We start from the raw sequence: 6,037 nt of genomic DNA, 5'->3' as shown, positions 1-6,037 counted from the left end.
GGGGGGGGTAACTCCTTTAGGTCTTAAAAGTCGAGATCTTACTCCCCAATATATTGATAAAATCGGTCAACTTTTTCCTGAAGTTTTGACGGAAAGTCGTGATGAACACGGTCGCTTGCAGACAGCAATCAACTTTGACAAACTTAAGGCTCTGCTCTCCCATGAGATAACAGAAGGACGAGAGACCTATGAGTTTACCTGGGTTGGCAAGCGCGTTGCTATGGCTGAAGCTGGTCGACCCACAAGCACGACCCTAAGACCAGATCTTGATGAAAGTGTTGACTTTGAAAAGAGTGGGAATGTCTTTATTACTGGGGACAATATGGAAGTCCTAAAAATCCTGCAGGAGTCTTACCTTGGTAAGATTGATATGATTTACATCGACCCACCTTACAACACAGGGAAAGACTTTGTCTATTCGGATAAATTTCAAAAAACAACAGAAGAACTAGATGCCGACATGGATCTCCTCGATGAAGAGGGAAGAATAGCTGTCGGTCTCACCAAAAACGAAAAAAGTTCAGCCCGCTACCACTCGGACTGGCTCAATATGATGTATCCAAGGCTACGTCTCGCTCGTAACCTCCTTAAAGATAGTGGTGTTATCTTTATCTCCATCGATGACAACGAACAAGCCAACCTCAAAGCCCTCTGCGATGAGATTTTTGGGGAGGAGAATTTTGTGGCAAATTTTGTTTGGACTAAAAAGGAAAAAACTTCAGGAGTACCACCAATAAGTCTAATTCTTCCTAACAAGGAGCATATTTTGTGTTATAAGAAACACGATATCGTTAGATTTAAGGGGCAAAAACGAAGTTTAAAAAGTTATAAGCAAGATGAAAATGGTAGATGGTGGCGTTTAATGCCAATACAAGCTACAGGGAATCAAAATTCTCGATTTAATATAGTTGATCCACTAACAGGAAGAAAATTTTATGGAAATTGGGCTTTTTCCGAAGATACTATTAAACAAATGATAAAAAATGGAAGGATTGCATTTCCAAAGAATGATAACGGTTTACCTACTCAGATTGTTTACGCTGACGAATTAAAAAATGGGACACCAATTTTTGAAAATTTAGGACTATTTGAAAGTGAAGTAGCGACAAAAAGTCTAATTAAATTACTAGGAAACAAATTATTTGATTTTCCAAAACCAGATACACTTATAAAATTTTTACTAGATCAGGTTACTGTAACGGATTCCCTCATTCTCGACTTCTTCGCTGGCTCGGCAACAACTGCAGATGCAGTGATGCAGTTGAATGCCGAGGACGGTGGGAACCGTAAGTATATTCTTTGTACCTTAGATGAGCAGGTGGCAGATAAATCGGCTGCTAAAGCAGCAGGTTATGAAACCATTGACCAGATTTCCCGCGAACGGATTCGGCGTGCAGCCGCAAAAATCCGAGAAGAGCAGCCGGATAAGGTAGCTGATCTTGACCTAGGCTTTAAGGCTTATCGTTTAGATAGTTCAAACTTTAAGGATGTAGCACAAAAACCAGGGGAAACCACGCAACAAGACCTCTTTGAGAGTATCTCAACGATCAAAGAGGATAGGAGTGACCTTGACATTCTCTTGCAGGTCATGCTGAGTTGGGGCTTGGACTTGTCCGATACGATTGAAAAGAAAGAAATAGAAGGTGTAACCGTCTATGATGTCGCAAAGGGCGGACTCTTAGCGACCTTCTCTGACCACGTGCCAGATAGTGTCATTCGTGCCATGGCAAAAGAAGAGCCCTTACGTGCTATCTTTAAAGACAGCTCCTTTAAAACCAGTGCAGAAAAAATTAACCTCGCTGAAATTTTTAAAGAACTCTCACCAAACACAAGAGTAAAGGTGGTGTAGGGATGAGTGTGAATATGGATGTTAACTATCGAAGCATTATGGAAGATAGGGTGTATGTAGGATATGCTATTTTAAAGGAGGTAAGCAATGAAACTCCAATTTAAACAGCAGGGCTTTCAGCTAGATGCAGTGGAGAGTGTTGCCTCCATTTTTCAAGGGCAAAGTAAGCGTGATGTTCTACGCTATATGCTGGATATGGGACAGGGAACGACAAATGATGAGTCAGACTTAATCATGGACGCCTTTCGTAATAGCCCTATTGAGCTAGATAGAGAAACGATTCAAAAGCAAGTGAGAGCTTGCCAACTATCGCATGGATTGCAGCCGTCTCAAACGCTTCATACAGAAAGCATTGACGGACGCCTTGCCTATAACTTCTCCATTGAAATGGAGACAGGAACAGGAAAGACTTATACCTATATTCGTACCATTATGGAGCTGAATAAGCGCTATGGCTGGCTGAAGTTTATCATTGTCGTTCCGAGTGTCGCTATTCGTGAGGGAGTTCTCAAATCCTTTGACATGATGCAGGAACATTTTCAAATGGAGTATGGCAAAAAGCCGCGCTATTTTGTCTATGATTCCAGTCGCTTAGGGGATTTAGATACCTTTGCCAATGCTTCGGATATTCGGGTCATGATTATCAACTCTCAAGCCTTTAATGCTAAGGGCAAGGAGGCTAGGCGAATTCATATGGAGCAGGAAAGTTTTCGGTGGAGACGCCCCATTGATGTCATTGCTAGTATGAATCCCATTTTGATTATTGATGAGCCTCAGTCTGTTGAGGGAAAGCAGACCAAGGAGAGACTCAAGGATTTTAAACCGCTATTTACCCTTCGCTACTCAGCGACCCATAAGGAAAAGTATGACATGGTGTATCGTCTGGATGCCATGGATGCCTACAATAAAAAATTAGTCAAAAAAATTGTGGTGAAAACAGTCGAATCATCTGGAACGACAGGAACAAATGGTTACCTTTATCTCCAAGAATTGATTCCGCAACAGTCAGGTGCTCCGAAAGCTAAGATTGAGTTTGAAGTGCGTACCCAGTCAGGTATCAAGCGGAGAATCAAAACGGTAACAGACGGATTTGATCTCTATGCTGAGTCAGGTGAACTAGTCGCTTATAAAGGTTGGACGCTTAGTCATTTTGATGCGCGTGCGGGGAGTAATTCGATTCAGATTGGTTCGAATCGGTTGTTGCATGTTGGCGAAGTCATCGGGGAACACAACGAAGATGATTTGCGGATTTTACAGATTCGTGAGACGGTCAAGACTCACTTGGAAAAAGAAAAATCCCTTTTTCTGAAAGGGATAAAGGTGCTATCGCTCTTCTTTATTGATGAAGTTGCCAAGTACAAGCAATATGATGAGGAAAAAAATCCTTTAAATGGAGCATACGCTGCTATTTTTGAGAAAGAATATAGTGAGCAGGTAGCAGCTTATCTAGAAGCCAATCCGATAGGAGCTTATAGTGACTACCTACGCGAATATGAGAGTGCAAGCCAAGTCCATGCGGGATATTTCTCAGTAGACAAGGTCAAGAAATCTGGTAGAACGATTTTTATTGATTCAAAGGTCAAGGGCAAGGAAGGAAATTCTGAGGACAAGGATGCCTATGACCTGATAATGAGGGATAAGGAGCGTTTGTTGAGTTTTACGGAACCAGTTCGGTTTATCTTCTCCCACTCGGCTTTAAAAGAAGGCTGGGATAATCCTAATGTTTTTCAGATTTGTACCCTGCGTCATACAGGGTCTGAAATTGCTAAACGTCAGTCAATAGGACGGGGAATGCGCTTAGCAGTGGATCAAGCAGGAGTGCGACAAGATGTGGACTTGCTAGGTGCTGATGTGCACCAGATAAACCAACTGACGGTTATTGCAAATGAAAGTTATGAGACTTTCTCACGGAGTTTGCAGGAAGAATTGCGGGAAGCTCTGGCAGATCGACCGAATAAGGTCAATACAGCACTCTTTATCAGGCATGCTGTTCTTGAGAATGTGGAGGGGGATACCTTAGAAATCAGTCAGGATTTGGCGCATGGGATTGAATTTAGCTTGATTCGAGAAGGGTATCTTGAAAAAGACGGTAGTTTGACTGAAAGCTACTACCAAGCTAGAGAAACAAATACCTTACATTTGCCAGAAGAAGTCGCAGGATTTGAAGAACAGGTGGTAGCCATTCTCGATAGTATCTATGATGGACGAAGCTACCCGGTGGAAAATGGAAATCAGACCAGCATTACGTTAGCAGATGAAATTAACCAAACGAATTTCACAAGAGCAGAATTTTTAGCACTTTGGAATAAAATCAATCGTAAGACAGCCTATCAAGTTTCCTTTGATGACGAAGAACTGATAAAAAAAGCAGTAGATAGTATCAATCAATCTCTTCATGTCAAAGAAAATACCTATCAAATCCGAGAGGCTAGTTTGGACAGGATTGAAAAAGAAGATATTTCCTTTACAGTAGCAGAAAATAGTGTTCAAACTCAGTATGTTATGCCTATTACAGTACAAGTTGACTATGATTTAATAGGAGAGGTGACAGAAAAGACCAATCTGACAAGAGAGACCGTGGCGCGTATTTTACAAGCTATTGTACCGGAGAAATTTGCCCTCTTTCAAAAAAATCCAGAGGAATTTATTTTGAATGTATCTAAATTGATGAATCAGGAAAAGGCGACGCAGATTATTGAGCATATCACTTACCACGTAATTGATGATGTCTATGATATGGATATTTTTACGGAAAATCGCTTGCGTGCTAGTGTCGGTGATGACTATCTGTTAGAGTCGAAAAAAGCAGTGTATAACTACACCAAGGTTGATTCTAAAACTGAAAAGCAATTTCAGCAGGATTTGGAGGGGCGTGATGAAGTTAGTGTCTATACTAAATTGCCGTCTGGCTTTGTTATTTCTACACCACTTGGTAAGTACAATCCAGACTGGGCTGTAACTTTCAAGGAAGGTAGTGTCAAGCACATTTACTTTGTAGCAGAGACCAAAGGTAGTATGTCTAGTCTTGATTTGAAACAGACAGAGCAATCTAAGATTGCCTGTGCTAAGGCTCATTTTAAGAGTTTAAAAGAATCAGGGATTTTAGAAGATAAAACAATCTATGATGTTGTTGATAGCTATGAGGGTCTGTTGTCAATCGTCAGAGAGACTTAGAATTGGCTAGTACTTGCTCCCTGTTTGTATATTTTTCGATGCCTCATTTCCTTTCTTGTGTCATGAATCTGTCTCTTTTTTTCTATTGGAATCTACCATTTTGTCTGCGTATTTAGTCGACTTTTGGTATAATAATCTCAGAATGTTGGAGTGAATGAGAGGCAAGGCTGACTTGAGAAAATAGGAAGTGAAAGACGGAATAGACGGACGAGTTGATAGTGGAGGGTGCATGAAAAAGAAAAAAAGATGGTTGTATCAAGTGGGTATTGATATTAGTGGGGATCAGTTTGCTGATACAGTATTGGTATATTGTTTTGCTCATTGGTGTCGGAGTTGGTTTTTGGATTTATAGGAAAAAACAACAGCAGCGAGCCCTGCAAACAGAACGGGAGCATTTTGAAAAGCTACTGGAGCAGGCTACCAACCGTTACAAAAAGTTTCTCTTATTTCAAGAAGAAGACGATGAGGAAGGGATGGAGCAAATAGGCGAGATTTTGCTAGAACAGTTGGATTCTATCGCTTTATCGCTTGAGAGGATTGAAGAACTACTGGGCTTTGAAGGCTATCAATCAGCCTATCGTTTGGTCAAGATGAAAGAGCAGATTGCAGGTGTTTTAGAGAATTTCAGACGAGAAACAGGTCAAGAAACAGGGGATGCATTCGCTAAAATGGTTCAGAAGGTTGCCCCAGAGATTTACGAACTCTATCTAGCTATTCATGAAAAGAATGTGAAGATTGATTCGCTTATCCAGCAAATGGATAACAACCAGATAGAGGAGTTGACTGCAGAGCATGGAGTTGTGGTTGACCAATTTTCAGACATCCTGTCTGGTTACCTAAAAATCAAACAGAATCCTGAACATTACCATGAGGCAGAAGAGCGCTTGATAAAAGCCCGACGAGCCTTGGAACTCTTAGAGGAACAACTGACTTTTTCATTGCGTCAGTTGAACGAAGAAAACCTAGCCGAGTTTGAAATTAGCTTACGGATGATTCAGCAAGAAAAGGAGTAAC

General features: G+C 41.1%; 3 protein-coding genes. All 3 read left to right on the top strand.

What is annotated here, in order from left to right:
- Window positions 1-1,849: site-specific DNA-methyltransferase (locus tag ACVPON_RS04290; RefSeq protein WP_462876513.1), on the top strand; the 1,849-nt coding region annotated here is incomplete at its 5' end.
- An 87-nt stretch (window positions 1,850-1,936) separates the two neighbouring features.
- Complete coding sequence (locus tag ACVPON_RS04285; protein WP_462876511.1) at window positions 1,937-5,023, top strand: type III restriction-modification system endonuclease; 3,087 nt, start codon at window positions 1,937-1,939, stop codon at window positions 5,021-5,023.
- A 287-nt stretch (window positions 5,024-5,310) separates the two neighbouring features.
- Window positions 5,311-6,036: a hypothetical protein gene (locus ACVPON_RS04280; RefSeq protein WP_462876509.1), complete on the top strand. Its 726-nt coding sequence runs from the start codon at window positions 5,311-5,313 to the stop codon at window positions 6,034-6,036.
- The last annotated feature ends 1 nt before the right edge of the window (window position 6,037 follow it).

This window comes from Streptococcus sp. 1F3, from assembly GCF_054968985.1.
Note: the sequence above shows the minus strand (reverse complement) of the source record. Positions and strands in the feature narration are given on the sequence as shown.

Bases quoted from the DNA above. Each gene is read 5' to 3' on its own strand.
- ACVPON_RS04285 (WP_462876511.1), top strand. From the start codon at position 1,937: ATGAAACTCCAATTTAAACAGCAGGGCTTTCAGCTAGATGCAGTGGAG.